Source organism: Paenibacillus sp. FSL H7-0735 (genome assembly GCF_038008505.1).
Lineage (GTDB): Bacteria > Bacillota > Bacilli > Paenibacillales > Paenibacillaceae > Paenibacillus_AQ > Paenibacillus_AQ odorifer.
This window is the reverse complement of record NZ_JBBOZH010000001.1, coordinates 1,860,158-1,886,191: the sequence shown is the minus strand read 5'-3', so window position 1 is coordinate 1,886,191 and position 26,034 is coordinate 1,860,158. Positions and strand designations below refer to the sequence as shown.

Sequence of the window (26,034 nt, the reverse complement as noted above, 5' to 3'; positions counted from 1 at the left end):
GAACTACTCCTTCTCTTCCACAATAGGTCTACATGCAACGGGAACGACTGCCTGCAGGCGAAAGCCATGAGGTTCTATAGACGAAAAAAAACAGTAGCCCCCCGATGCTTTACACCGCTTTGTTACGCCATTTAGACCATACCCTAAATTTAAAGGTTCTTCTTTAGCAGTTACTCCATTGTCTGTGACCGTAAGGTAAATCATATCGTTTACTTCTTCAATATCAATGCTGGCAATAGTCGCATTTGAATGACGAAGCACATTGGTTAATGACTCCTGCAGAACTCGATATAACACGATACTTGTTTCAATAGGCCACTCTGTGACTTCCGATTTTTGATTAAGTTTGAACTGTATAGAAGATCTGCTTTGAGTTTGGGCTACGAGGCCTTTTAAAGCAACTAGCCCTAAACCCATTTCGTCATTTGACCATTCCTTTACCGCAACTCGAACTTCCGCCATAGCTTGACGAGCAATAGTAATTAACTGGCTGGTGGACTCAGCTGCTCTTTTAGGATCATTTACTTGCATAATCTGAAGGGCTTGCAATTGTACTATCAGTGAAGTCAATTGATGACCCATTCCATCATGAATTTCGCTGGCAAGCCGGGTTCTTTCTTCTAAAGCTGCATAACGTACCGAATGAACCATAGCTTCTTGAAGTTCGTTATGCGTAGCCTCCAGCTCTTTATGAGTTTTATTTAACTCTTCAAGGTGGAGCGTTGTTAAGTAGTGAGCATCTCTTCTGATTTTTATACTTCGCGCTACGAGGATTACACAAAGCAGCCCTAAAAAACTGCTTAAGGACAATGAATAAATCAGAAAAACAGCAGTAAGTGTAGTGATTCCAACAATAAAAGAAACACGGGGATAAACTCGATTCATAAATAGGATAATAAAATAAAGCGGCCATAGTAAACTTGTATTCGGTGAGCCAAAAACATAATGAAGCACTAATATAATCAAAATCATTATAAAAGTAACAGCATAATATTTCACTTCAGTCCACCAAGCGTTTTTTACCCAAATCAACACCATATATAGCAACAACACGATCAGACCACCTAGAAGGTTAATGAATCCTTGACCGCTATAATCTTTGTAATAGGAAATTGCTAAGAGCAATGACCCAACGAAACGAACCAGATTTACATATATTTTTTCTTCCTTGAATGTAAACTTCACGAGGTTCCTCCAAATTTCTATCTAGTTCAGAACTCAATTTATTACAAGGTTCGACAGTATTAATACTATACGTCAAGCTCAATGCTCAGTCCAATTTCAAGCTCAAAAGACACATTTATAATGTAAAAACAGTTTATGCAGCTCGATATTTTGAAACTTGTCCCGGCTTGAACCGTAATTTTTAAGAACAAAGACACAGCACAGCAGAGAGGAGCTATCATTAGTGGAATATTACCGCAACAATGTAGCCGACAGTTTACAGGATGTTCAGAGTTCAGCTAACGGGCTTACTTCGGCAGAAGTCGACAATCGTCTAAAAGATTATGGTTTTAACGAATTAAAAGGAAAGAAAAAAGATCCTGTTTGGAAGCTTTTTCTTGAAAACTTCAAAGACCCTATGGTAGTCGTACTGCTTATAGCCGCCATTGTCCAGATTGTTATGGGACAAGTTATGGAGTCGCTTATTATTTTCCTCGTGTTGATTCTCAATGCAGTTATAAGTGTCATCCAGACCCGTAAAGCGGAGAGTTCACTGGATGCCTTGCAGCAGATGTCAGCCCCCGAGGCCAAAGTGCTGCGTGATGGAGAATTAAAAACCGTCCCGGCAAGGGAACTTGTACGCGGTGATATCGTCTGGCTGGAAGCCGGCGATTTTGTACCCGCCGATGGCCGGATTATAGAATCGGAAAGCTTAAAAATAAATGAGGGTATGCTAACCGGAGAATCCGAAGCTGTGGAAAAGCATACAAATATCATCGCGAAAGAATCTCCGCTTGGAGACCGGCGTAATATGGCGTTCAGCGGTTCACTAGTTGTATATGGCCGCGGAACGCTAGTAGTAACGGGAACTGCACTCACTACCGAAATCGGAAAAATTGCTGAACTCATTGAAAGCGCCGAAGCCAAGCAAACGCCGCTGCAGCGCAAGCTCGAAACATTCAGCAAGCAGCTGGGGGTAGCAATTATACTCCTGTCCATTGTAATCTTTGCCATCCAGGCCGGACGTGTTTGGTTATCGAATGAGACTGTGGATACAACAGAAGCTATCCTGAATGCGTTAATGTTTGCAGTCGCTGTGGCGGTTGCTGCGATTCCCGAAGCTCTTTCCTCAATAGTAACTATTGTCCTATCCGTAGGTACTAATAAGATGGCTAAGCAACATGCGATTATTCGTAAGCTACCCGCTGTCGAAGCCCTTGGGTCAACCAGTGTCATCTGTACAGATAAAACCGGTACCCTCACCCAGAATAAAATGACTGTTGTAGATTACTTTCTACCAGAAGGTGACCGTGATCAATTCAATCAAGCGCCTGAAGAATGGTCTGAAGAAGCCCGGCGGCTCCTGCATATTGCCGTGCTCTGCAACGACTCTAACATTAATGAGGATGGTAAAGAGCTGGGTGATCCTACAGAGGTAGCACTTATTGCCTTCAGCAACAGCAAGAATAAAGATTATAAGGAAATACGCGATAATTTCCCTCGCGAAGCCGAACTACCTTTTGACTCGGATCGCAAGCTGATGACGACCTTGCATACTTTTAACGGACAAAAAGCAATGATTACTAAAGGTGGACCCGATGTGCTCTTTGGTCTATGCTCGCATGTACTGTTAAGTGGAAAAGAAGTGCCGATGACACCAGAAGTTCTTGAACGCTTCTTCGAAGCCAATGAGGAGTTCTCCAGCAGAGCACTCCGTGTACTTGCCTATGCCTACAAAACCGTACCAAATACAGTTACTGAAGTCGGATTGGAGGATGAACAAAATCTAGTGCTCGTAGGTTTGACAGCTATGATTGATCCACCTCGGGAAGCTGTCTACGGCGCGATCGCAGAGTCTCAGAAGGCTGGAATCCGAACCATCATGATTACCGGTGATCATAAGACAACCGCACAAGCGATCGGCCGCGATATCGGTCTGATGACTGAGAATGAAATTGCCGTAACCGGCCAAGAACTCGATGCCATGTCTGACGAGGAACTTGATCACAAACTCGAGCAGATTGGTGTGTACGCCCGTGTCTCTCCGGAGAACAAGATCAGGATTGTCCGCGCGTGGCAGCGGAAAGGCAAAATAACAGCCATGACCGGTGATGGTGTAAATGACGCACCTGCTTTGAAGCAAGCAGATATCGGAGTTGCCATGGGCAGTGGAACCGATGTTGCCAAAGATGCGGCTGCCATGATTTTGACCGATGATAATTTTGTATCCATTGTCAATGCTGTATCTGTGGGCAGAACGGTATTTGACAATATCAAAAAAGCGATCGCCTATTTGTTTTCCGGTAACCTGGGTGCAATTATCGCCATCCTCTTTGCCCTTATTTTCAACTGGATTAATCCTTTCACAGCGATTCAGCTTCTATTCATCAATCTGGCGAATGATTCTCTGCCCGCCATTGCTCTCGGGATGGAAAAACCTGAACCTAATGTGATGAACAGAAAACCAAGAGAGCTCAAGGAAGGAATATTCGCAGGAGGAATGATGCAGGCCATTGTCACTCGTGGTCTACTCATAGGTATAGCTGTTATCATATCCCTGTATATCGGACTTCAGGATTCACCTGATATGGGCGTAGCTATGGCATTCACAACCCTGATCTTGTCTCGTACATTGCAGACCTTTGCCGCCCGTTCGAACAGTCAAACTGCTATTGAAGCTGGCCTTTTCAGCAACAAATACGTCATCGGAGCCGTTCTGGTCTGCTTTGCCTTTTACGGCATTGCGGTTCTGCCAGGAGTTAGAGAAATCTTCTCGATTCCGGCTTCATTTGGAATGTCAGAGTGGCTGATTGCAGCAGGCTTAGCCCTCGGCTCCCTCATCCTAATGGAATTAACGAAGGTTGTTCGAAGAGCTTTTACACCCAAATCTGTTGAACAGAACCCTGTAAATTCCTGAGTAAGCTATAATCGACTGAAAAAAAAAAAAAACAGCGATCTCCAATGATGGAGTATCGCTGTTTTTCTGACATCTAGAGTTAAACCCAGAAAAGCTTCTGTTGATTTTAATCAAAATAAAATAATTCTTCGAATTTTTTATCCAACGCAATACATAAAATCAAAGCTAATTTTGCAGTAGGGTTAAACTGTCCGGTTTCAATCGAGCTTATAGTATTTCTTGAGACTCCCACCATTTCTGCCAATTGTGCTTGCGATAATTTTTGTTCCGTTCTTGCTTCGCGCAGTTTATTTTTTAAAACCAAAGGTTCACTCATACTAATCACTCATCCCATAAAAGTAAATAAACAAAAACGAAACACTTATAATTAATCCTAAAATGAAATTGAGTAAATGCATCTTTTTCTTAGTTACAGAATACATCCCAAGACCTTCACAGCTCAAATATCCAAAAAACATGGCTATCAAGGCTTTTAATGCAAGATTTGTTTCTTGACTATGATTATATAAACTGAAGACACTCAGAATGCAAAATACAATCAACATTCCAATGAATCCGCTTTTTCTGCCTTTAGCAAATACAAATTCTTTTCCTTCGTCTCCTTTTTCATTTCTGCTTTTTTCTAATATTTCTTCCTTTTTCATAAAAATTTCTCCTTTCAAATTGAAAAGATGATGACAAGTTTTCTTGTCATCATTATTATAATACGCCAAGTTTTCTTGTCAAATAAAAAATAGCTCACTCCAATCCAAAGATTGGTAGTGGGCTATTTTCTATACCTTCATATATTGGTTATATAATTGCTCGAAAGTATTGTATCGTTCGACTTTCCTGCCTACCTTGTTATATTCCTCCAGATATTCATCCATGACCTTCAGAAACTCATTTTTAAAGACTTGAAGATGGTCAGAATCAAAATACTGCATGATATCAAACTTTTTAGTTCCCTTCCATTCTGTCATTTCATCAAGAAAACCTTGTATGCCCATTGCTGCAAGATACGCATACGATCTATCACCCGATTCTACACTTGCTATAATCTTATTGCGGTAGTTGCACCATAATTCCTCATAAGTTCCGCCAAGATTATCATAGCTTGGGACAGGCTGCACTACAAAATCCTTATACATTTTATTATATAAATCATTGATGTTTTTAAGTGCCTTATATACTGCACTTCTGATTTCATCGATAGTCTTCGCCTCTATCACAGCCATATATGTCTTTTCAAAATCATCAGGAACATAACGGTACGTAGCTATTTCCTCCAAATATCTCTTAATTCCCCGTTTGAAATAAGTATTGTTCAAATGAGTTAGCGCATTTAACAAATTGTATAAACCTTCGCTTGAAGCATACCTTACTGCTCCTATATCTTCAGAAAGTAATGTATTCGCATATTCCTGTTTTGCTATGTCTATACACTTTTTCGCTCTACTGATACATTCTCTCCCTATAGGCATGGCCAGAGCATCGAGTGCTCTCTGTTTATATAAATTTAGCTTTTCCAAATATTCGGGTTTTGCACAGTATAACACCTGTAAATCCACCAGACATGAAATCATTGGACTCTCGAGATTGGCTTGATCTTCTATCCTTGTTTCCCATGGCGTACAATATAGATCGTATCCAATATCATCCAAGATAAAACACGAAGATATTCCCCAGCCTTGCTCTGTGTTATTAATTATGATTAGATCAAGATCGCTTTTTTCATGAAAATCCCCAGTACTAAAAGAACCTGTAAGCCCAATAATTGCAATATCATCAGAAAAATCTCTCTTAGCCCGTTCAATGACCATGCTAATAAGCTTTTCATTTTTGATTAAGATCTTTTCTTTATGAACAGCATCCATATCCATGTCCCCTCTCCAACCTTATTAATTCTATTGTATAAGCATGTTGTTAGAGTAGGTATTCCAACTTTAATTATATTAAATCTATACCAAGCCTTTCCTCTCCTTCAAAGAAAACAAAAAACGCGCTGGCAAGAGCATAATTAGCTTCTCTCCAACGCGATTTATAGTCATTAGTGAATATTTTTCTTTTTGAAACTGCCGCCCTTAACTTCTGCAACATCGTAGACTACTACAAAGGCATTCGGGTCAATTTCACGAATAATGTCTTTTATTTTACTTTCTTCCAGACGGTTAATGACACAAGTGATTTCTTTGAATTGTTCATTTGAGTAGCCGCCATAAGCATCTGTATAAGTTGCTCCACGACCCAATCGGTCACGAATAGTCTCGACCATGATTTCCGGTTGAATAGTGATGATTTTAAACGTTTTAGAGCCACTCAAACCTTCTTCAATAATATGAATGACCTTAGAAGCAATAAAATAAGCAAGTGCTGATAGAATAGCCCCTTGTAGGCCAAATACTGTTGAAACAACAATAAATACAAACATGTTTAGAAATAAGATTAAATCACTGGTCCCAAAAGGTAATTTTCGTGAAAGTAAGACAGCTAACATATCTATCCCATCTAATGCTCCACCATTACGTAAGGCTAACCCCATACCAAAACCGATAATAATCCCGCCAACAACGGTAATTAATAAAGTATCACCTTCTATAATCGTCGGTACATGATGCATAAGACTAGTGCCAATAGCCAGTGAAGCAATACCGATAACGGAATAAAGAGCAAAGCTTTTACCAATTTGCTTATATCCTAGCCACACAAAAGGGATATTAATTATGCCAATTAGCAGCCCTAGCGGTAAGCCAAACAGTTCAGAGCCAACGATGCTTAGACCTGTGACACCTCCATCTGAGACATTGTTGGGTATCAATACCGATTCTAGACCATAGGCAGCTATTAGCGCCCCAATAATAATCATGAATACTTTTGAGAATATCTTGAGTTTATTTGATTTCTGTTTACGCGTTTCAATCATTGAATTTCTCCGTTTCACATTGCTTAATTTAGTCCATAAAAATTTCCTCTAAAGGTCTTCCGTCACCTGGATTAAAATCAATCCCTAAAATCTTTGCCATCGTGGGGGCTATATCTACCATTTCGATGTCCCCTATAGGATACCCATTTCTAATCTTTTCCCCGGAGACAACCAAGTTGCATCTATAGCCGTCTTTATCAGGAGAATAGCCATGCGTGGCAAATTTAACGCCTTGTTTGTCCAAATCAACAATCGTTGGTTCATCCATACTTTCGTCGAAACAATAACCTCTCTTAGCCTCAAGCATATACTTTGTGGTTTGGCCCACATGAAAAAAATCCAGTTCATCTCTAGCATACAATTTCTCTATACCTGAGGATTCATCTCTCATATGATCTCCAATAACAGCTAATGCTATTTGCTCAGCTTCTTCATCGCCCTGCCGGATATGCAAGTAAGCCGCTCCACCCCCACACTGAAAGTAAGCTCTCCACTTCATTTCGCCGTTCTCTTCATAGATCAGGCCCTTTTCCTGCAAAAGGTTGTTCAAATGCACTCTGTACCTAACATTAAACTGGCCATGGTCCCCCAAAATTAAAAAAATCGTATCATCCTTCATCCCCGCTTCATCCACTGCCTGCATAATATCGCCTAACCTTTTATCCATACGTGTGATTACCTGCTTCACTTCGTCACTGTCAGTTCCATAAGCATGTTTGGCATCATCCAGATCGATCAGATGCATCATTAGAAGATTAGGTTTTTTGCGCTTAATCGTGTCTATAGCACATTTGGTCGTGAAGTCATCCAGATAGGGCTGCTCAATCCCTTTGCGGATCCGGCCATATTTCAGCTCCATATCCACGCAGTATAAGGGGCTTCCGCTTTTTAATATCTTCAGTGCCTGATTTTCGTTTTTGATGGCTCTGATTTCAGGTATATTGTATTGGATGGAGGATTTACCCGATACTGGCCATAGGATTCCGGCTGTGCTCATCTTATGCTCGCGCGCAACATCGTAAATCGTTGGCACCTTGATCGCATTTCTAAACCAGAACCAATTCTGCTCCTCTTCCTTAATAAAAGGCTGAAACGGATTGTTGTGATGGATGCCATGCTTATCCGGATATACACCGGTTGCTATGGTGGTATGCACTACATATGTGAGCGTGGGATACACACTTTTCAATTTATCGCTATGGGCTCCGTTTTTAATTAATTCCGCTAAGTTTGGAAGCCGGCTGGCCAATGCCCAGTGGTCTTCTGAAAAGGCATCGTAAGAGATGACGATCAAATGCTTGGCCATAGCCGTTTGTGCTTTAATTGACTTCATAGAATAAGCCCCTTAGGTTCGTCATGTTCAGGCTGCTCTTTAGGTAAAGTTATAAATACGAATAATCCAATAATAAAAAGTGGGATAATCGCTAAAATACTAAATTTAGCATTACCTGTTAAGGTTGTTGTTAAAGACATTACAGCAGGACCAACAATGGCCGCGAACTTGCCAAAAATATTGTAAAAACCAAAGAATTCATTGGAATTCTCCTTTGGAATGATCTTCGCATAATAAGACCTGCTGAGCGCCTGAATGCCTCCCTGAGCGGAACCAATTAGCGCACCTAAAATAAATATATGCCACACTGAAGTGATAAAAAAAGCCGCGATGCAGGAAATGATATATGTAACAATTCCCACGATTATCAAAGTCCTGGCGGAGTATTTTTTGGCGAGATTACCATACAGGATTGCAGAAGGAAAAGCGATGATCTGGATAACTAATAATATCCCCAGTAAGGTAAAGGTGTCAAAAGCATCCGCACCCAGAACCGATGTGGCATAGGGCACTACCATTTTAATAATCGTATCTACCCCATCAATATAAAGAAAGTACGCAATTAAGAAAACAAATACAACTTTATGCTGTCTAACATTCCTAAAGGTGTCTCCCAGTCTTTTAAAACTGTTGATTACAGGTCTTGGTTCAGGCTCAATATAATATCTCTGCTTCACATCTCTGATCATGGGTATGGTCAACAGCCCCCACCAAAGGGCAGTAATGATAAACCCAATCTGATAACCGATCGACTTCTCCATCCCCATAAACAGAATCAATAGTAGGCTGATGCCAAATGGAATGACGCTGGCGATATATCCATAAGCAAAACCTTTTGTGGATACCTTATCCATCCTTTCATCAGTGGTTATATCCACAAGAAAAGAGTCATAAAAAATATTGGCTCCAGCAAAACCTATGACAGACAGGATGTAAAACACAATCAATAACTGCCACTGCCCGCTCGCAGGTGCAACGAATGCCAACGAAGCCGTAGCCAGCACACCGATCAAAGAGAAAAATAAGAAAAAGCGCTTTTTCTTATCCTTGTAATCTGCGATCGTGCCTAAAATCGGACTAAGGATAGCCACAAGAATACTAGCAATGGAGTTAAAGTACCCTAAATCCATGCTGCTGTTAACATTTGAAAACATGCCAAATACAATAGGCAATAATGCAGTTGTAACCGCCATCGAATAGGCTGAATTACCACAGTCATATAAAATCCATGATTTTTCCTCTTTGCTAAGTTTCATCTAACAGCCACCTTTTCACCTATTTGTAACTGTTATATCATTTCAGCATAAGAACCATGTTAAATGAATGTTAATTCCATCACAACTTCTTCATAAAAAAACGACCTTTTAAAAATCGAAAGGTCGCTTACTCGCTTTTATATATGATTTAATATTTGACGATATATTCGCAATATTCATCCCCATTAACATTACATTTTATTTCCCGGACGGAAACCCGCTTTCCACGAATTTTAGTAAGTGCTCCTTCGATAATGGCCCCCTCCAGGTCACAAACCATTTTCCCTTCCATAATAGGTAACCCTTCGCAGAAACAATCGTGTACTGCAATCGTCATCCCCTTGTCATCTTCATGGGTTATTATAGGAATCCCTATCTTCAATTCTTCGAATAACTCGAATAGTTCATTAACCGAGGTAACACCAAATTCTTCCCCAATTTTTCTTCCTATAGTCAACGTTGTACCCTTACCATTCATGGGTAACGCTTGATATAAACCAATCAGTCTGATCGTTCTGAAAAGCTCTAAAGGTACGACATTACCTAAATTTTTTCTCTTTATTTTTTTCATATCTGTAAAAGTAAATTGATCCATGCCAGTAGCCTCCAATTGCTTATGTAATTTATATTTCAAATTTAATTGATATATTGAGTATAAACGTATCCAATAATTGCTTTGTGATCTTACGCACATCCTATTTTTTTGTAGAACTATAACAAAAAAAGCAACTTCCCTGTTGGCAAGTCGCTCCTTCATTCATTAGATGCAGCAGCATCTCAAATATGATAATCATAAACCCAAGGCAAAATAACCTTCACGCTAGTTCCAACCTGAACCTCTGAATCTACCTTAATATGCCCCCCATACATTTCAATTAATTGTTTACAAATCGATAATCCAATCCCTGTCCCTTTTTGCTTGGTAGTAAAGAAAGGGTCAAATATCCGTTTTAATTTATCCTGTGGAATTCCTTCTCCATTGTCTTTAAAGAGTAGAATAATTTCGTTTGTCTCAGCAGCTGTGGTAACAGAAATATCTATTCTGCCTCTAAAAGCTGTGAAGGAATCGATACTATTTTTCAAAATATTAAGAATTACCTGCTCTAGCTGAGAGGCGCTCCCAAACGTCAGTACTTTTTCTAAAGAGCACTCTACTGAAAGTATAATATCATCACTAAGTATGAGTTGATTCACAATGTTATTAACTCTATGTATAACCTCCATAACGTTAAATACTACGCCGTTATTTTTTGTACTGTCACCTTTTCGAGCCAGTATTAGAAAGTCCGTTACTAATCCATTCAGAGCATCAATCTCTTTGATGGTTATATCCAGATATGCACGCAATTCATCCGCTTTGATCTCCGGCTCATTTAGCCTGATATTTACAAGCTGAGCAAAACCTTTAATCGAAGCTAGCGGATTTCTTATTTCATGCGCCATTCCTGCTGCCATTTGTCCCATAACAGCAATTTTTTGTTCATGTAAATTGTCAATCTGTTGATTTTTATTAGACAAATAACCTTGTGCAAAGCCAGTAAAACGGGTCCAGTTGCATTCCATTAAACGATTATAAAAAAACAATCGGATCGCGGAATCATCTACAAACTCTTCAATGATCTTAAACATAATATTCTGAGCGGTTAAATTTAAATCCTTGCTCATATCAAGTAAAATATCAAAATGATCACCGAATATTTCTGCAGTATAAACCCCTTGCTCAGCCCCCTCTTTTTCTAGCAGGTTTAAGTATTGATCGTAACCAAAAGAATCAAAAAACAAGGCTTCTACCATACTCATTAATATCGTACTGAATGATGAATCTAACAATTCCTTATGCGCCTCTACAAACCAGGAGAATTCGATGTTTTTCATAGTCATAGAATGATAATGCCTGTTTAAAATGATTGGAACTGCTAAGGTTAATGACGAACGCAATTCATTTTCTTTGTATGACATTTTCATCCTCCTTCTTTGTAGTTTGTATTCAAGATATGTGTATATTTTCCTGCTTCAAAAACACAGTAATTCACTTTGTTTTAATCACTATATTATATTCTGACACTTGACTGTTAGAGTAGCATCGAAGATAATTACAACCTCACCAAAAAAACTATAATTAGGAAGATCATTGATTTTGAAAAGGGGCGGTCGTCATTAGCTGGTTAAGTGATCTCTATAAATTACAGAAGCAGGAGCTAAAGAAGGACATCGAGCCCTCTTTAGTCAATGCTATCTTTCGAATGTATGATAAATTCCCCAGGATTGGACTTAAAGAGCGGATCGGCCAGCAGGATATGTCTCTAGATATCGCTGATGCCTATATTAATGGCCATAACGCGATGATTGAAGCTGGAGTCGGTATCGGCAAGTCCTTTGCCTACCTCATTCCCAGCCTGCTTATTAACCAAATCTCAAGGCAACCGGTTATTATTGCGACATCCTCCATACAACTTTCAGAACAAATACATAAAGATCTGAGATTCATCGGAAGTCGTCTCGGATTTACAAGGGTACGTTCGGTAGTTGGAAAAGGCATGGGGCAGTATGCTTGCCGGTATAGGGCAGCAGATCTGTTCCAAGCGGATGATTCAAACACTCCTCTGTCTGCGCTTGCTCAACAGATTGTGAATTATGAAATTGATGAGCGGGCAGATATTAAGGGCGGGGTTAGTGATGCTGTATGGTCTAACGTTTGTGTGAATGATTGCAAATTTGAACGTTGCCATTATAAAAGTACATGTACGTTTTATGAGATGAGAGCTAAAATTAATGCCAACGCGAGTGACATGGATTTTATTATCGTAAACCAGGATCTGCTCATCCGTGATTTAATCAAGAAAAAGGAAGGAACGAAGGGGTTAATCACCGAACGGCCGGCTCTGATCGTAATTGATGAAGCTCATAATCTGGAAGCGAAGGTTAGAGATGCAAGAACGCTCGAATTTACTTACCGGGGAACCTGCCGTATTCTGGATGACGCCTTACAGATTCTCTTCAAGCAATCTGCCGATACGGAGCTTATGCCGCAATTTAAATTTATAAAAAGATGCGTTGGCCATATTTTTAAACAAGTAGAGGCAGACTTACTGCAAACAGCCAAGCAGGACAATGACCGTATAAAAATATCGCAGATCACAGGAATCCCCTTAAGACGAGCGGCACAGGTTTTAAAAGATTTTAATCTCAGCCTTTCCGTCTTAACTTCACGGCATGAACGGGAGATTGACAATATTTTTGAATCCATGAACGGACTTATCGACCTCTTTGATGTACTCGCCGGAGTAGAGGATAACTATCTGATCTGGGCAAGTAATACCCAGCGGGAGAGTACCCTTAGTATCTGCCCTAAAGGGATAAGCCAGTTTCTGAAATATACCTTATTTAACGGGAAAACCTCAGTTATTTTAACGTCAGCAACCATGTGTCAAAGCGGAGAAACGCTGGAGGAACAATACGCTTATCTCACTGAGTCCCTCGGTTACAGGGGAGATTATATGGAGCGCCAAGCTTCACCGTTTGATTATGACAACCACACCATGCTGTATATTGCCAAGGACATCCCCTACTATAACCATCAGCGGCGGGAAGATTATCTTGAAGCGGCATACAAGGAAATGATGAGGCTCTGTAATTTAACAGACGGGCGGACATTAGTTCTTTTTTCAGCTAAAGAGGATATGAAGTATATTCATAAGAAGTTAAACTCTGAGAAGCTTGCATGGGCATTACATGTTCAAAGGGAAGGCTCGTCCCAGGACGGGGTGATCGCTGACTTTCGGGGCAGTAAAGGCGTTCTACTTAGTACCGGTGTATTCTGGGAAGGTGTGAATATCGAAGGTTCCGATTTGTCACAGTTAATCATTTTCCGTCTGCCTTTCCCTGTTCCTGCCGATCCTGTCTATGAATATAAGACTTCGATGGCAAAGAATCCCTTGAAGGAGGTTTTTGTACCGGACATGCTGCTTCGGTTAAGACAAGGAACCGGGCGCCTGATCCGCAGTGAAACTGACCTTGGTGTACTCAGCATACTCGATTCCCGCCTATCCATTGCCGCCAAAAAGGATTACCGGGATCAGGTACTGGAAGCCTTACCTTTTAAAAAGGTTACTGAGGATTTCAAGGTTCTGGAGAAGTTTGTGAAAGAAAAAGGGATACAGCTTAGTGATACGTAGAGAAATGAAAAAAAGCAACCCATCCGCAGACAAGTCGCTTCTAAATCCTGTAACGTTATCTGGCAATTAAACAACTTTATGTTTGTATACCCGCATCGCTAATAAATACGCAACTACTAGAATGGCTATGCACCATATGATGGCTCCCCAAATATCATTGCCGACAGGCTGCCCCATCAGGAGGGAGCGAACCGCCTCTACTATAGATGTAACGGGCTGGTTTTCAGCAAAGGCGCGAACGACTGGCGGCATCGATTCGGTAGGCACAAAGGCCGAGCTGATGAAAGGAAGGAAAATAATCGGATAGGAAAAAGCAGTCGCGCCGTCCACCGATTTTGCGGATAGTCCAGCAATTGCCGCGACCCAAGTTAGAGCCAGCGTAAACAATATGAGGATGCCAGCAACCGCCAGCCATGAGAGCACTCCTGCCGATGAACGAAACCCCATAATCAATGCAACAAGAATGATGACGCTAACTGAAATCGCATTGGATATCAGGGAGGTCAGCACATGTCCCCACAGCATGGTAGAACGTGCAATCGGCATAGAATGGAATCTCTGAAAAATCCCTTTTTGCACATCGTTAAACAGGCGGTAAGCCGTATAAGTTACACCACTTGCAATAGCGATCAGTATGATCCCGGGCAACAAATAATTCACATAGTTATCCGTACCCGCCTGGATGGCCCCACCGAACACGTAAACAAACAACAGCATAAATGCAATTGGCATGATAGTTACCGTGATGATGGTATCCATACTGCGGAGAATATGGCGCATAGAGCGTCCAAGCATTACACTCATGTCACTGAAAAAGTGCTTCTTAATCATTTCCATTTACTTCCCCTCCTTTTTGCCGATGATTGCGAGGAATATTTCCTCCAGCGTCGGCTGCTTTTCAATGTACTCAACTTTTGCGGGCGGGAAACGCTTTTTTAGTTCTTCGAGTGTACCGCTCGCAATAATTTTACCTTCATGTAGAATGGCAATTTGATCAGCAAGCTGCTCTGCTTCTTCCAAATACTGCGTCGTCAAAAAGACAGTCGTACCGCCGTCGGCAAGCTCCTTAACCATCTTCCATACATCAATCCTTGCCTCAGGATCAAGTCCAGTGGTTGGTTCGTCGAGGAAAATAATCTGCGGTTTTCCAACAAGGCTCATCGCGAGATCTAATCTCCGGCGCATCCCGCCTGAATAAGTGGATACCTTGCGATCCGCGGCATCGGTCAAAGTGAAGAGTTCCAGCAGATCGTCCGCAACTTGACGCGGATGCTTCTCATGGCGGAGCCTCGCAATCATGATCAGATTTTCCCGGCCGGTCAGAATCTCATCCACGGCGGCAAATTGACCCGTCAGGCTGATGGACTGGCGTACATAATCAGGCTTTGTGGCGACATCGAATCCGTTCACTGCAGCAGTCCCGCCATCTTGATTTAGCAAAGTGGTGAGGATTTTGACAATGGTGGTCTTGCCTGCGCCATTGGAGCCAAGCAGGGCAAAAACGCTGCCCTGCTCCACTTCAAAATCCACCCCCTTTAAAACTTGAAGCTGTCTGTAGGACTTTTCCAACCCAACCACTTTAATGGACTTGTTCATTGCATTCCCTCCCTAAGGTTTTGTTAGCATATCTTCATGGAATTTTCCCCGCAAAACTCACTTCGGAAGCTCAGGCTTATAGGACTGTAACCTTTGTCAAATCAGCTTCCATGCCTTTGAGCGCAGCGAAGGTCAACTTATCCATCATTGCACCGTCAAAGTTGATCGTTTTAATTGCACGATAAAACTTCTTGGATAACGAAAACCCGGAGAGGAATGACACATTTTTTAACGTCGCACCTCTAAACGAAATATCGTTCAGCGCCGACTTTTCAAACTTGACCCCGATAAAGGTCTGGCCGTCAAAACATAATCCCCGCAGATCTGAGGTTTTAAATTCCACACCGTCAAAGATACAGCTCTCAAAGATTGTTTTCGTAAGATCAGTCGTACACAGCTTGACGTCGGTCAGTCTTGCACTGATAAATTTCGCCCCTGTAAGTCCTGATGAGCTAAAGTTGGTGCGAACAAGAATAGATTTGTGAAAGCTCGCATTTGCCAGTTCAATGCCGGACAGATTGCAGTCGGTCAGATTAGCGCTGTCGAACTTGGCCTCGCCTACGTCACTGCCCGCGAAAGAACTGCCAGTCAAGTCAGCGCCTGTAAAATCGGAACCCCGCAACGCGCTCACTTTAAAATCCCCTTTATGGGCGGTAACGCCTGCAAAATCGCTCTTCGATAAGTTGCTCGCCCTAAAGCTCGTCACCACCTGCCGCTCAAGTGAACGGGAGAGATTGGCAACCTCCTGCACCGTCTGTTCAATGTCGCCAATGCTGTCTATCGTCATCTTAAACGCCGTTTCATCATCCTTGCCTTCAGCCTTGAGTTCACTGAACCGCTCCTGCAAATCGGAAAGGAGGTCACTCTTTAATTCAGCAACGCTTTTTATCCCGTCATAGGGTGCGAATACGCCATTTAAATACATGTTTAATTTCTCATTCATATTATCAAGTCTCCTTATAATAAGTTTTCAAGCACACGCTTTGCGTACTCCCAATTAGTCTTGTTATTGGCGTAAACAGCTTTCCCCTTCTCGGTAATCCGAAAATACTTCCGTCGTCCCCCCTGAGACTCATCCCCCCAATACCATTCAATGTCACCGTCTGCCTCAAGCCGCCGGACGCTGGAGTACATCGTAGCTTCTTTTAATTCATATTCGCCTCCGGAACGCTCAGCAATTAATTTGACGATTTCATATCCATAACGATCGGCTTCGGACAAGAGCCGTAATACCATCGTATCGGTATGTCCTCGCAGCAGATCGGATGTGATTTTGTTCTCACTCATTTCATCACCTCATAATCGCATTGTATATCATACTACTGTGACAGTCAAGGTACTTTGATCATCATGTTTATACAAAATAAAAAAATGCCGTCCTTAGTTGTCTAAGGCAGCATTTTTCTCTTTTAAGTCTGAAGTTCCAATCTACGCTAACCAGAAATAAGTTGATTTACGTCTGCTGGTAATTCACAGCTACCTGCAGGCAACCCTCACACAAAAATGCATAATAAATCCCCTCGCTGTCCTCGGCCTGTTCCATGTCCATTTGGGCAATAAACTTCATCGTCGTCGAACAGCAAGGGCACACAGGATATTCCGCATCCTGAATCCAAGCCGGATGTCCTCCAATCTGCGACGCAGGCGCCTCAAGCATCCAATATGAATTTTCATAGGTTCCCATCTGCCGTTCCGATAGCTGCATGGCATGCCATGCTATTTCTTCCCTGTCTTCATTTGCAGGCAAAAAATCAGGAACGGTATTATATTCACTCCACGAATATTGGCCATCCAGCTCCGCTTTCATAAACACGGTGCCATAACAATTACAATGCATGCAAGCTGCAATCCTTAACCGCTGGCCGGAAAGCTTCATAAATTGAACCAGTGGATTCTGCAAATCGTAATCAAACAGCACTGTCAACTTACCGCCACACCAAGGGCAGGAATGCTCACCCGCCTGTAGCGCCGCTACCGCCGTATGATCCCGATCCATCCCATTTTTTCCGTCCCTGTTTACTTCAAAATGATAACTCTCGGGGTAAAAAAGCAGCCTTTTCCCACCATCGGGATCTAATTCCCATCCTGCTTCGTGAGCATAGGTTTCCGGAGGCACATTTAACTCCGATGTCCATCGAGGCGGATTCTGCCGCCATGTCTCGAACTGCCGAACAACCTCTTCATCACCAATCCAGGCCATTGCAAGCAGCAAATGATTACGGTTTTCCGAGTCATGCTCTAACTGATGAATGATCTTATCACGGATCTCCTGACCCGCTTCTTTATAGAGAATACCGGGATAATACTTCCCGTTAAGAAAAAAAGCCTCCAGCCCCCGTTCAATGGAAGCACTTGAAAAACATATAAGCGACAGTAAAATAGTCTCAGCCTGGTCAAAATCATCTTCTTCCATCAATTTAATGGCGTAGGTTTCCAATCGCTCCCTTTCGCTTTCAGTCAGTTGACGATATAACTCTTGCGCGGTTTTGTGATAGGGAATTACGTGTTCAAGCGGGCTCAACCTCCGCGGTTTGTGCATGATTTTAAGAATTTCAACCGGATCATTCACACCTGCGTACAAATCAATGTCTTTTCGATTTTGTTCAATATAAGCCTTTTGCTCCAGCGTAAGCTTCCTTTGATGACAGGGCATGCAGATTCCACCTGTCTTTAAAGCAGTTGCAGGAAGTATGCTTCCCTTGCAGTCTGAGGTTTGGCAGGGTATACGCTCGCTCATCGTATCTCTCCTATTCTGTATAAGTTATTCTCAAAGACTATTATTAATAAGCTAAACTGCATTATAGAATTAGCTATATTATAAAATTAGCTGCATTAAATATACCACCAGATTTAGCAGCTTTATATTCATTTCAGATTTCAATTGGATTTATCCCCCACCATCACCTTATACCGAAATAAAAAAGGTTAACCAGATATTTCTGGTTAACCTGATAAACGAAAACTCCCCCGGATAAAGAAGAACCGGTGCCCTTGTATTAAGCTTAATCCGTAATCTTCACATTTCCAAACACAGCCTTATTCCTCGAGTCATCCCCGGGATTGCTAAGTGCTATGCCAATATACACCTTGCGGTTCATCGGAATCTGAACAGTTCCGACCGTTTTCCAGTTATTCCCGTTCGTCGAAATAGCCCCTTTGAAGGTATTTCCACTTCGGGTCAGCTTTAGCCATCTTGGAGCCGAGGCAGCCGCAGTCTGATCAACCATATTGCCGGCAGTCTCTGCACGATACTGGAAGGCTGCCCCATTTTCGGGGGTAAGCATCATATCTGCATGCTTCGAATTATGACCCAGCGACTCCCGAATCATAATGCCGGCCTTGGCCCAGCCGTCCAATCGGCTAGTGGACTGCACTTTAACAATAATCTCCGCATTGCCTCGCACGGATTGGTATATATAATTTAGTTGATCTCCATTTCCCCAAATATCCGTAGAGCTGCTGCTGAGTGTAAATTGCTTATTGGAAGAATTGTAGGTAACGTTCCCTGGCATGGAACCGATATTCCGCGCCTTCCATCCTGTTGGTAATTGAGCCGGATAGTCTTGTTCTACCGGAGGCGTCCAGCCTGGCGTAGGCCAGGTTTCACGTTCTTTGATATTGGCCAGCTCATCTTCTGGCCAGGCCCCGTAAGCAAAGAACGACAGACGCTTCACACCTGGATAATTCTCGCGGATTCCCTTGTAAATCTCCTGATATTGATCATCTGTCCAGTCATTATCCAGCGTCGCAACAATTTCCACGTCACTGCCGCTAATCCGGTCGCTCGTATCCTTCAGGATTCCGTAGGAAGTGCTGTATACCCAATCACTGTTGAACTCCCAGTCATCAAAGTACGCCATTGGTGCAACAAAGTCGATATCATCCTTGAATTTCGCTACATTCTGCCCAACTTCAATGAATTCTGGCGGCAAAATATACACACCGAGCTGCACATCCGGCTTCGAGGACTGGGTGATATCCTGACGGATATCGCCCACATACTGTCCAATTTGATCGGTCCTCCATTCATTCCACTGCTCTCTCTGAGGCGAATCCGTCTCGAAGTCAATACTGAGCGGTGAATACCCGAACTGCGCCTGATACTTCGTAACCGTGTAATCACTGACGTCCATGTTGTAATTATCGAAGCGGATCCAATCCAGCACAACGCCATCCACATCATAATTCTCGATCACTTCCTGAATGATGGAACGCTCATACTGCTGCACTTCATGGTGAATTGGATTGACGAAGTATTCGTTGCCGTTAGAACCTGTAAACGGAGTCTGAACCCCGTCAACCAGCGCCTGCATCTGCCATTCATCGTGCTCCAGGAAGGCCTGCTGATCATGGAACTGTGGAATCCAGGCATGAACCTTGATTCCTGCAGCATGGGCTGCCGTAATGACAGCCTGCAGGGCGTCGAAATTCTGGTAGCCTTGGGCAATTGGTGCGATATCACTCTGATAAAATACACTTCCAGACGGAACCTCATCATCTTCATCCTGCTTCACGTTCATGCTAATAACATCGACGCCATAGCTTGTAGACAGCGCGATGAAATTCTGGACATCCGCCATGTTCTTAAACTGGTTTACGGTCCGTACAATAACTTCCGTTTCGAAAGGGGGGTTACTCTCCTCCTCGGCCATAACAGGAACGGAACCACCGGCTATCGAAGAAACCAACACGATGCTTAACAGTGCTATGAACCTCGATCTCAACGCAAATGCCATAATCTCGCCTCCACTAGTATAAGATTTTATAAATAGTCTTATTTCGTCGCGTTGATTTTCTTAACATTTTCCTGCCATTTTTCGGTTCTGAATTCAAGCAGCTTAGCCAGCCCCGCTTTTTCGGTGTTCTTTTTAGCTGTCTCCAGCGCCGACAGCACCGCTTCATCCGACTTCGCCTGTACCATCTGGGCGTAAGCAAGGGTATAAATATCCCCGATATTCTGTGCGATGATGCCGATCTCCGTATCCGGAATCGGATCGGTATTTACAAACTCCGTGATATCCAACGCGGTTTTCCAGGTCACCGTGGACTGTGCCACGGTCTCCCAGGATTTCTGGTTCGCGGAAAGCAGCGCCTCGAGGCTCATTTTCGCCGTATCAATAAAGGTTGTATTTCCCGCCCAGTTAAAGTCCTCGAATTTCCGCATCGTTTCCGTGCGCTCGTTAGCAGGAGTCGTCTTGTATTTCTCGTTCGGGATTGGCGCTCCGTCCGCATCCTCTTCATCCCAGTACAAGCCTTTAGGACCGAAGAAAAGCACCTTCTGTCCCTCCGGACCCGTAATCCAGTCAAAATAAGCGAAGATGGCCTCTGGATCCTTGGCCTTTTTCGTAATGACATTAACGTTCCAACCCAGCGTCTCAAAGCCGCTTACAAACACTTGTGTTTTGTCTAGACCGGCTTTATGAATCGGCCATATAATCTCATAACCGCTGTCCGGATTATTCGCTGTCAGTGCCCGGTGTCCCTCGGCTCCATACGTAGTGATATTGGATTCGACCATGACTGCTACCCGGTTGGTATTGACCTTTTCTTTGACCGCATCCTGGGTTTGCTGCAGAGCATCCTGCGTAATCAGCCGTTCACGATACAGCTTATTAATATACAGCACCATCTCCTCGTAAGCGGGATCGTCCAAGATAGATGACAGCTTGTCGCCATCCGGATATCCCATGAGTGAAATGAACTTACTGGTGGAGTTCTCCTTAAAACCACCATACATAATTTCCAGACCTGCCCCCTTCTCCCCAACCTCCAGAGGTACTACATCCGGATACTTTTCTTGCACCTTAAGCAAATATTGATACAAATCATCAAAGGTCTCCAGCAACGGTCTGCCGAGTTCGTTATAAATATCTTTATTCACCATCCATCCGCCGTTGCCGAATTGCCCGGATGTATACCAGTTCGGAATTTGATAGATTTTCCCGTCTTCTGAACGGAGCAAATTCAGGGTGGATTCCTTCACATATTTCTTGAAGTTCGGATACTTCTCATAGTAATCATCCAGCGCAACGAGTTGTCCTGCCTGCACCAGCCGTTCCACTGACGATCCCCGGTCAGTAAAAATGACATCCGGTAAATCACCGCCGACGATCATCGTGTTGAGCTTTTCTCCGGCCGCTCCTCCGGATTGTATGGGTTCAACAGTAACCTTACGGTTCTCCTGAATCCATTTTGTCGCCTCATTATCCCCCCATGGTGATGTCGTAAGCCAGTCATAGTTTCCATAGAAGCTGAAGGTGACGGGCTTGATCCCGCTGCCGTCATCTGTGGCGGCCTCAGTATTCAGATTTTTCTCGCTTGTGGTTGGTGAAGTGTTAGAATTTCCTCCTCCGCTACAGGCAGCGAGAAGAAGCACCAGTGAAGTCAGCAAAAGAGATACCCATTTCATACGATTGCGCATCTTTTCCCTTCTTTCTACATAATATGGAGACTGCTATTCTTTCATCGAACCGATCATTACGCCCTTAACAAAGTACTTTTGGAGAAAAGGATACGTCAGGATAATTGGAATGGTAGCGATCATCATCGTAGCCATAGTCAGTGACTTCGTGGTAATCGTCCGATTTCGGTTCATATGATCCAGCGCGATAGCATTCGATGAGCCTATTTGGGTCATGATGTTGGAGTTCATAATCTGGCGCAGCAGGGTCTGTATAGGAAGCAAGTGATCCTTTGTAATATAGATCGCTCCCGTAAACCAGTCATTCCAGTAACCTACTGCGGTGAATAAGGCAATCGTGGCCAGCACCGGACCGGAGACGGGAATGACGATTCGAAAAAAAATGCCGTAGTTGCTGCTGCCGTCGATTTTGGCCGATTCCTCCAACCCCTCCGGCAGAGCGTGGAAGAAGGTGCGGATGACAATCATGTTCCAGACACTTATGATGCCGGGGATAATCAGCACCCAAAAGGTGTCCAGCATACCCAAAGAGCGAACTAGTAAATAACTAGGGATGAGCCCTCCACTGAAGAACATCGTAATCATGAAGAACACCATATATTGTTTTCGAAATAGCAATGTCTTCTTGGACATTCCGTAGGCTAACAGTGCCGTGAAAAAGACAGACAATGCCGTGCCGCATAACGTTCTAAGAATGGTGATCAGAAAAGAATTCAGCAGGCGTTGATCCTGAAACACAATATAATAATTTTCCAGAGTAAAAGCTCTCGGTAACAAGGTTACACCACCGAGCGCCGTATCGCTCCCTAGATTAAAGGAAATGACCAGCGCATTCCAAAACGGGTATAGCATGAGTAACGCCAGCAGCGTCAAAAGGATATACATACTCCGCTGCATGATTTTGTCGCCTAGGCTTAGTCTCATTGTTCACCCCTCCTAAAAGGTTTATGGAGCATCGAAAGCATTCGCTATGAGTAGTAGTACTACCAGAGACTAACATCTGCCCGGCGAGCGATTTTGTTGGCCGTCACTAGCAGAATGACACTGATCACCGCCTTGAATAGCCCTACCGCTGTCGCATAAGAGAATCTGGCATTTAAAATCCCAACACGGTACACATAGGTGTCGATAACATCGGAGTAGGGTCGCAGAATTGGATTGGTTGCCAGCAGCAAAATGTCCTCGAAGCCCGCACTGAGCAGACTGCCGATGGCAAGAATCATAAAGATGATGATAATGGGGGTAATGCTGGGGAGTGTAATCAAGTGAATTTGCTTAAACCGGCTTGCTCCATCTATAGAAGCGGCCTCATATAGGGTTGGATCAATGCCTGCAATCGCGGCCATGTAGACAATGCTCCCGAATCCGACCTCTTTCCACACATTTACGCTTACTAGAATCGACCAGAAGTATTTGGGTAACGCCAGGAAGTTAACTGGTTCCCCTACCAGATTGAATCGCTCCAGCACATAGTTCACCGTCCCGTTGTCAACGGATAACAGCGAAAATACAAAACCGGATACTATAACCCAGGACAGGAAATAAGGTAAATAACTGACGGTCTGGATAATGCGTTTAAAGCCCATATTCCCGATTTCATTCAGCATCAGCGCAAGAAGAATCGGGGCAGGAAAAGAGATAATCAATTTAAGCAAGCTGATCACAAGGGTATTTCGCATCACATTCCAGAACTCCGGCGCCTCGAAGAACATTCTGAAATGCATAAATCCAACCCAGGGGCTCTTCATAATGCCGCCAAAAATATCGTATTGCTGGAATGCCATAACCACGCCATACATCGGAATGTAGCTAAAAATGAATACAAAGATAATTCCCGGCCAAACCATGGACTGCAAATCCAATTGACTGATAAATTTCTTCCATCTACGCGGTTTCTCGGCCGTGTTCATCCGCTTTTCCTCCTCTGGACGATTCTAGTGAAACAACGGCAACAACGATTTGTTCTTCTCCAGCATTTCATCCAGCAGTTGTTCAGCTACGGTGACCGAAGGCACGAGCGGATGATGAACCATAGCCTGCAGGGCTATATCCCGGTCTCCATGCACAGCCGCTTCGATGGTGAGGCTCTCGTATTGTTTGACTGCAGCCAGCAAGCCTTTTACGGGCTGAGGAATTATGCGCAGCGGAATCGGCAGCGGACCTTGCTTGGTGACCATACAATTCACCTCAATGGAGGCATCGTCCGGCAAGAAGTCAATCATTCCGTTATTCCTTACATTCAACGTCTGGATATCGCGGGAATCATTATAAATGGAGCGCATCAGCAGCACTGCCGCCTCCGAGTAGTAGGCTCCGCCGCGCTGTTCCAACTGCTTGGGCTTTTCCTTCAGCTCTACGTTCCGGTACAGTTCAAACAGCTCTTCCTCCACCTTCTTCACTACCTCAGCGCGCGATCCAGTCGTTGCTGCTGCTTCCTTCTGTTCCGCAAGCATCGCGTCCGTCATATAGTAATAGCTCAGGTAATAAGAGGGAATCGCTTTCAAAGCATTCAGAAACCGGTAGTCCCAGGAATCAAACGGCACATTGCTCGCCTTGTAACTCTGCGGGTAATCAATGAGCTCCTGCAGCTTGCTTTTACCGTCAATCACGATATCGGATACCCAGTGCAGATGGTTGATGCCGACAAACTCCGCGTAGATCTTCTCCATAGGAAGTCCGAAGAACTCGGAGAGCCACTTTTGAAAACCAATCGGTGAGTTGCACAATCCTACGCTTTTTACCGATGAGTATTTGTGAACAGCTTCAGTCACCATACCAGCCGGATTCGTAAAATTCAGCAACCAGGCATCCGGAGCCAGCTCCTCAATGTCTTTGCAAATATCCAGAATGACCGGGATGGTCCGTAGGCCTTTCATCATCCCTCCGGGACCTGTCGTCTCCTGGCCGATGACATTGTATTGAAGCGGAATTAATTCGTCCCATTTGCGCGCTTCCAGCATGCCTACCCGGATTTGCGTGCATACAAAGTCCGCTCCGGCAATGGCTTCCCTGCGTTCCAACGTCTGGACCACGGTAATCGGCAGTCCGGACTCAGCGATCATGCGTTTGCTCAGTTCTGCAATCGTATGCAGCTTCTCCCTTCCCACCTCAATATCCACCAGCCATACTTCGCGGATGGGAAGCTCTTGGTGATGCAGGATGATGCCTTCAATAAGCTCAGGCGTATACGATGATCCCGCTCCGATGACAACCAGCTTCAATGTTTCCTCCATGATAGACCCTTCCTTCATCTTTTTCATTTTGGTCTTATAAAAACTAGCCTATTGTGTTCGGTACTTTCCCCTGTGATAGATTATCTAGAACCTTCTGATCTACACGCATACCGCTGCTTTCCATAGCCAGAACGACCGATCCTACAACCGGCTCCCGGGTCAAAATCCTTAAAGTGCCATTCGGAGCCGACAACTTCACTCTTCTCTCAATGGCCCGCCGGATGATGCCTGAGCGGTCTCCCTTTGTCAGCAGGCTGCCTGCAAGTACGATGTCGAAGAAGTCCTCCTCCATGCCCAAGCGACGGATGGCCGATACCGCGGCCAAACCCAGCTCATCCCCTTGCTTGACCAGCAGCTCGGTGGCAACCTGGTCCCCTTCCTCTGCCGCTTGAAATAATAGTTCAGCAATATGGGGAGGCAGGTCTCTGAAATGATCCAGGTAATCCTCTCTTAATTCCGACACATTGGAATAGCCCAACAATTGCGTTAAGCGTTCGGTTAGGACCGTCTCCTTCTCTCTTCCCTCATCCGCCCGAAGGACGCTACGGAATACCTCAATACTTAAATCATAGCCACCGCCATAATCCCCGAACCGGTAGCCGAATCCACCACATTGGTATGTAGCACCCAACGGATTTTTACCACTACAGTTCACGCCCGATCCGCAAATCAGCACGATCCCGTAGTTCTTCTCTGTACCTGACCGCAAGGCTATCCATGTATCGCAGGAAATCTCAGTTTGGGGAAGATCAAAGCTGCTGATGATCGGTCGCAAAATCCGGAAATCAGCCTCTCTGTCCGCTCCCGCTAAGCCGAACCAGGAGTAATCCAGCTGATCCTTGGTCAGCCCTGACGCCATAATTGCTTCCGATAGGGCCTGCTGCAAACTGTTCACCGCCTGCTCACGATTTATTTGATGATTTCCGATCCCACCCTTGCCAACTCCGATGACCTTCCCTTGTTCATCTGCAATCATTGCGTGGGTTTTACTGCCTCCTGCATCAACTCCCAAAAAATACTTCACGGATGATTTCACT

Annotated in this window: 22 protein-coding genes; 2 read left to right on the top strand and 20 right to left on the bottom strand. The window is 43.8% G+C overall.

Going from position 1 to position 26,034, the window contains the following annotated elements:
- Positions 1 to 3: 3 nt before the first annotated feature.
- Positions 4 to 1,185, bottom strand: a complete 1,182-nt coding sequence (locus NSS82_RS08490; RefSeq protein ID WP_076104739.1) for a sensor histidine kinase — start codon at positions 1,183 to 1,185, stop codon at positions 4 to 6.
- A gap of 223 nt (positions 1,186 to 1,408) precedes the next feature.
- Between NSS82_RS08490 and NSS82_RS08485 the strand changes: the two genes are divergently transcribed.
- Positions 1,409 to 4,081: a cation-translocating P-type ATPase gene (locus tag NSS82_RS08485; RefSeq protein ID WP_076104740.1), complete on the top strand. Its 2,673-nt coding sequence runs from the start codon at positions 1,409 to 1,411 to the stop codon at positions 4,079 to 4,081.
- Positions 4,082 to 4,187: 106 nt separating this feature from the next.
- Here NSS82_RS08485 and NSS82_RS08480 read toward each other — a convergent pair whose 3' ends face one another.
- The 8 genes from NSS82_RS08480 to NSS82_RS08445 all read right to left on the bottom strand — a co-directional run bounded on the left by NSS82_RS08480 (position 4,188) and on the right by NSS82_RS08445 (position 11,531).
- Positions 4,188 to 4,397, bottom strand: a complete 210-nt coding sequence (locus NSS82_RS08480; protein ID WP_036675786.1) for a helix-turn-helix transcriptional regulator — start codon at positions 4,395 to 4,397, stop codon at positions 4,188 to 4,190.
- A 1-nt stretch (position 4,398) separates the two neighbouring features.
- Positions 4,399 to 4,725 carry a DUF6442 family protein gene (locus NSS82_RS08475; RefSeq protein ID WP_036675787.1) on the bottom strand — a complete coding sequence of 109 codons (327 nt, stop codon included), beginning with the start codon at positions 4,723 to 4,725 and terminating at the stop codon, positions 4,399 to 4,401.
- Positions 4,726 to 4,854: 129 nt separating this feature from the next.
- Positions 4,855 to 5,943, bottom strand: a complete 1,089-nt coding sequence (locus tag NSS82_RS08470; RefSeq protein ID WP_256715474.1) for a nucleotidyltransferase domain-containing protein — start codon at positions 5,941 to 5,943, stop codon at positions 4,855 to 4,857.
- A 167-nt stretch (positions 5,944 to 6,110) separates the two neighbouring features.
- Positions 6,111 to 6,983 carry a YitT family protein gene (locus tag NSS82_RS08465; RefSeq protein WP_036675789.1) on the bottom strand — a complete coding sequence of 291 codons (873 nt, stop codon included), beginning with the start codon at positions 6,981 to 6,983 and terminating at the stop codon, positions 6,111 to 6,113.
- Between the two features lie 28 nt (positions 6,984 to 7,011).
- Positions 7,012 to 8,316 carry an alkaline phosphatase family protein gene (locus tag NSS82_RS08460; protein WP_076104741.1) on the bottom strand — a complete coding sequence of 435 codons (1,305 nt, stop codon included), beginning with the start codon at positions 8,314 to 8,316 and terminating at the stop codon, positions 7,012 to 7,014.
- Positions 8,313 to 9,572 carry an MFS transporter gene (locus NSS82_RS08455; protein WP_076104742.1) on the bottom strand — a complete coding sequence of 420 codons (1,260 nt, stop codon included), beginning with the start codon at positions 9,570 to 9,572 and terminating at the stop codon, positions 8,313 to 8,315. The genes NSS82_RS08460 and NSS82_RS08455 overlap by 4 nt, the downstream gene beginning before the upstream one ends.
- A 148-nt stretch (positions 9,573 to 9,720) precedes the next feature.
- A complete protein-coding gene (locus tag NSS82_RS08450) occupies positions 9,721 to 10,167 on the bottom strand; it encodes a V4R domain-containing protein (RefSeq protein WP_076104743.1) in 447 nt (148 codons plus the stop codon).
- Between the two features lie 182 nt (positions 10,168 to 10,349).
- Positions 10,350 to 11,531 carry a sensor histidine kinase gene (locus tag NSS82_RS08445; protein ID WP_038569398.1) on the bottom strand — a complete coding sequence of 394 codons (1,182 nt, stop codon included), beginning with the start codon at positions 11,529 to 11,531 and terminating at the stop codon, positions 10,350 to 10,352.
- Between the two features lie 284 nt (positions 11,532 to 11,815).
- Here NSS82_RS08445 and NSS82_RS08440 point away from each other — a divergent pair, with 284 nt between their 5' ends.
- A complete protein-coding gene (locus tag NSS82_RS08440; RefSeq protein WP_256715475.1) occupies positions 11,816 to 13,747 on the top strand; it encodes an ATP-dependent DNA helicase in 1,932 nt (643 codons plus the stop codon).
- Between the two features lie 66 nt (positions 13,748 to 13,813).
- On the opposite strand, the gene NSS82_RS08435 is transcribed toward NSS82_RS08440, so the two are convergent.
- The 11 genes from NSS82_RS08435 to NSS82_RS08385 form a co-directional block, all read right to left on the bottom strand.
- Positions 13,814 to 14,584, bottom strand: a complete 771-nt coding sequence (locus NSS82_RS08435) for an ABC transporter permease (RefSeq protein ID WP_038569396.1) — start codon at positions 14,582 to 14,584, stop codon at positions 13,814 to 13,816.
- Entirely contained in the window at positions 14,585 to 15,343 is a 759-nt protein-coding gene (locus tag NSS82_RS08430; protein ID WP_076104745.1) for an ABC transporter ATP-binding protein, read from the bottom strand.
- 76 nt (positions 15,344 to 15,419) lie between these two features.
- On the bottom strand, positions 15,420 to 16,286 hold the full coding sequence (locus NSS82_RS08425; RefSeq protein WP_038569394.1) for a pentapeptide repeat-containing protein: 867 nt from the start codon (positions 16,284 to 16,286) through the stop codon (positions 15,420 to 15,422).
- A 14-nt stretch (positions 16,287 to 16,300) separates the two neighbouring features.
- Positions 16,301 to 16,630 (bottom strand): PadR family transcriptional regulator, encoded by a 330-nt coding sequence (locus tag NSS82_RS08420; RefSeq protein ID WP_036675798.1) that lies wholly within the window; start codon positions 16,628 to 16,630, stop codon positions 16,301 to 16,303.
- Between the two features lie 166 nt (positions 16,631 to 16,796).
- Positions 16,797 to 18,080 carry a hypothetical protein gene (locus tag NSS82_RS08415; protein WP_076104746.1) on the bottom strand — a complete coding sequence of 428 codons (1,284 nt, stop codon included), beginning with the start codon at positions 18,078 to 18,080 and terminating at the stop codon, positions 16,797 to 16,799.
- Between the two features lie 265 nt (positions 18,081 to 18,345).
- On the bottom strand, positions 18,346 to 20,079 hold the full coding sequence (locus tag NSS82_RS08410) for a family 10 glycosylhydrolase (protein ID WP_076104747.1): 1,734 nt from the start codon (positions 20,077 to 20,079) through the stop codon (positions 18,346 to 18,348).
- A 38-nt stretch (positions 20,080 to 20,117) separates the two neighbouring features.
- On the bottom strand, positions 20,118 to 21,764 hold the full coding sequence (locus NSS82_RS08405) for an extracellular solute-binding protein (protein WP_038569391.1): 1,647 nt from the start codon (positions 21,762 to 21,764) through the stop codon (positions 20,118 to 20,120).
- A gap of 33 nt (positions 21,765 to 21,797) precedes the next feature.
- A complete protein-coding gene (locus NSS82_RS08400) occupies positions 21,798 to 22,688 on the bottom strand; it encodes a carbohydrate ABC transporter permease (RefSeq protein ID WP_036675805.1) in 891 nt (296 codons plus the stop codon).
- Between the two features lie 59 nt (positions 22,689 to 22,747).
- Positions 22,748 to 23,674 carry an ABC transporter permease gene (locus tag NSS82_RS08395; protein ID WP_076104748.1) on the bottom strand — a complete coding sequence of 309 codons (927 nt, stop codon included), beginning with the start codon at positions 23,672 to 23,674 and terminating at the stop codon, positions 22,748 to 22,750.
- Positions 23,675 to 23,698: 24 nt separating this feature from the next.
- Positions 23,699 to 24,997 (bottom strand): 6-phospho-beta-glucosidase, encoded by a 1,299-nt coding sequence (locus tag NSS82_RS08390; RefSeq protein WP_076104749.1) that lies wholly within the window; start codon positions 24,995 to 24,997, stop codon positions 23,699 to 23,701.
- A 43-nt stretch (positions 24,998 to 25,040) separates the two neighbouring features.
- Positions 25,041 to 26,021, bottom strand: a complete 981-nt coding sequence (locus tag NSS82_RS08385; protein ID WP_036675810.1) for an N-acetylglucosamine kinase — start codon at positions 26,019 to 26,021, stop codon at positions 25,041 to 25,043.
- Positions 26,022 to 26,034 lie beyond the last annotated feature (13 nt).

Bases quoted from the DNA above. Each gene is read 5' to 3' on its own strand.
- NSS82_RS08480 (WP_036675786.1), bottom strand. From the start codon at position 4,397: ATGAGTGAACCTTTGGTTTTAAAAAATAAACTGCGCGAAGCAAGAACG.
- NSS82_RS08475 (WP_036675787.1), bottom strand. From the start codon at position 4,725: ATGAAAAAGGAAGAAATATTAGAAAAAAGCAGAAATGAAAAAGGAGAC.
- NSS82_RS08470 (WP_256715474.1), bottom strand. From the start codon at position 5,943: ATGGATATGGATGCTGTTCATAAAGAAAAGATCTTAATCAAAAATGAA.
- NSS82_RS08465 (WP_036675789.1), bottom strand. From the start codon at position 6,983: ATGATTGAAACGCGTAAACAGAAATCAAATAAACTCAAGATATTCTCA.
- NSS82_RS08460 (WP_076104741.1), bottom strand. From the start codon at position 8,316: ATGAAGTCAATTAAAGCACAAACGGCTATGGCCAAGCATTTGATCGTC.
- NSS82_RS08455 (WP_076104742.1), bottom strand. From the start codon at position 9,572: ATGAAACTTAGCAAAGAGGAAAAATCATGGATTTTATATGACTGTGGT.
- NSS82_RS08450 (WP_076104743.1), bottom strand. From the start codon at position 10,167: ATGGATCAATTTACTTTTACAGATATGAAAAAAATAAAGAGAAAAAAT.
- NSS82_RS08445 (WP_038569398.1), bottom strand. From the start codon at position 11,531: ATGTCATACAAAGAAAATGAATTGCGTTCGTCATTAACCTTAGCAGTT.
- NSS82_RS08440 (WP_256715475.1), top strand. From the start codon at position 11,816: ATGTATGATAAATTCCCCAGGATTGGACTTAAAGAGCGGATCGGCCAG.
- NSS82_RS08435 (WP_038569396.1), bottom strand. From the start codon at position 14,584: ATGGAAATGATTAAGAAGCACTTTTTCAGTGACATGAGTGTAATGCTT.
- NSS82_RS08430 (WP_076104745.1), bottom strand. From the start codon at position 15,343: ATGAACAAGTCCATTAAAGTGGTTGGGTTGGAAAAGTCCTACAGACAG.
- NSS82_RS08425 (WP_038569394.1), bottom strand. From the start codon at position 16,286: ATGAATGAGAAATTAAACATGTATTTAAATGGCGTATTCGCACCCTAT.
- NSS82_RS08420 (WP_036675798.1), bottom strand. From the start codon at position 16,630: ATGAGTGAGAACAAAATCACATCCGATCTGCTGCGAGGACATACCGAT.
- NSS82_RS08415 (WP_076104746.1), bottom strand. From the start codon at position 18,080: ATGAGCGAGCGTATACCCTGCCAAACCTCAGACTGCAAGGGAAGCATA.
- NSS82_RS08410 (WP_076104747.1), bottom strand. From the start codon at position 20,079: ATGGCATTTGCGTTGAGATCGAGGTTCATAGCACTGTTAAGCATCGTG.
- NSS82_RS08405 (WP_038569391.1), bottom strand. From the start codon at position 21,764: ATGCGCAATCGTATGAAATGGGTATCTCTTTTGCTGACTTCACTGGTG.
- NSS82_RS08400 (WP_036675805.1), bottom strand. From the start codon at position 22,688: ATGAGACTAAGCCTAGGCGACAAAATCATGCAGCGGAGTATGTATATC.
- NSS82_RS08395 (WP_076104748.1), bottom strand. From the start codon at position 23,674: ATGAACACGGCCGAGAAACCGCGTAGATGGAAGAAATTTATCAGTCAA.
- NSS82_RS08390 (WP_076104749.1), bottom strand. From the start codon at position 24,997: ATGGAGGAAACATTGAAGCTGGTTGTCATCGGAGCGGGATCATCGTAT.